Genomic DNA, 1,193 nt, shown 5'->3' with positions numbered 1-1,193 from the left:
CTGCCAGGCTGAGTTCGAGGCGGGCGAGGTGGCTGGTGCGGGTCCGGTCGAGCGGGTGGCTGTTCCACCAAGCGTCGAGTCTGATCAGGTTCAGTGCGGCGGCTGAGTAGACGTGGTCGAGGTGGGTCTTGGCCAGGCCTCGGTAGCGGGCACGGCGTAGTCCGGTGACGGCCGTGGCCTGGCGGATCGTGCCTTCGACGCCCGCGCGGAGGGCGTAGTCCTTCTGCCAGTCCTTGGTCTCCTGCTCGGCGCGGGCCCGTCGCAGTGCCTCGGTCATCTCCCTGGGATGTAAGGAGATCTGTCGGCGTCCGCTTTTCGCGGTGGTGCACTGCGCCCGGTGTGGGCAGGAGCCACAGACCGTCTTGGAGAACGTGACCACCGTCTTGGGGACCCCGTCTTGGACACAAGGAGTCCATGCCGAGCTGAGTTGTCCAGCCGGGCAGGTCACCCGTTGGGCCTGCCAGTCGACGGCGAAGTCCGACGCGGCGAATCCCTCGTGGGCCTTGGCCTGGCGGGAGCGGTCCAGCAGCACAGGGGTGATCAGCGCGATGCCGAAGTTCTCCAGGGACCCCACGATCAGTTCGGCGGACGGGTAACCGGAATCAAGGTAGTGCTCGTCGGGCAGCAGATCCCGTTTCCGCAGAGCCTGATGGATCGGCCCGAGCATCGTGCTGTCAGAGACGGTGGCGTCGGTCGTGGCGACGTTCGTGATCAGATTCGGCTTCTGCGCGGCAGGACAGCGACAGCCGGCATCCTCGGCGGGTTCCGTCGGGGCGGGAGCCGCACAGGTCTCACTGATGTGGACCTTGAAGCCGTTCCAGAACAGATCCCGCTTGACGCCCCAACGGGCGTCGGTGTCGTAGGGTGAGGTCAAGCGCCGACAGCCGGGCGGGAGACCACCATCCTTATCGATGTCATTCCCCCGCCGCTTGATCACCTCCCGCCCATTCCTGGCCACGGTGCGCGTGTAGTTCTGGACCAGCACCACGCGCAGGATCTCCACGGCCGGGAGTTCACGCAGCCACGTCGGCGAGGCGGGCGCGTAGACGGCCGCCAGTAACGTGAAGCCGTCTTTGCCGTAGGACAGGGCGAGTTCGTCCTTCTTGGTCTGCGAGGCCGGCAAGCGCCAGGTGTCGATCCGCTGCTGGTAACGCCGGCTCCAGCCCGAAACGTCGAGCACCTCGGCCACCCAA

Annotated in this window: 1 protein-coding gene; it reads right to left on the bottom strand. The window is 66.7% G+C overall.

Annotated elements, in window-relative coordinates; genetic code table 11:
- Positions 1-1,193, bottom strand: a 1,193-nt coding sequence (locus ACWDKQ_RS36290) for a transposase (RefSeq protein ID WP_450143259.1), incomplete at both ends; no start/stop codon positions are given.

Source organism: Saccharopolyspora sp. NPDC000995, from assembly GCF_053599315.1.
Note: the sequence above shows the minus strand (reverse complement) of the source record. Positions and strands in the feature narration are given on the sequence as shown.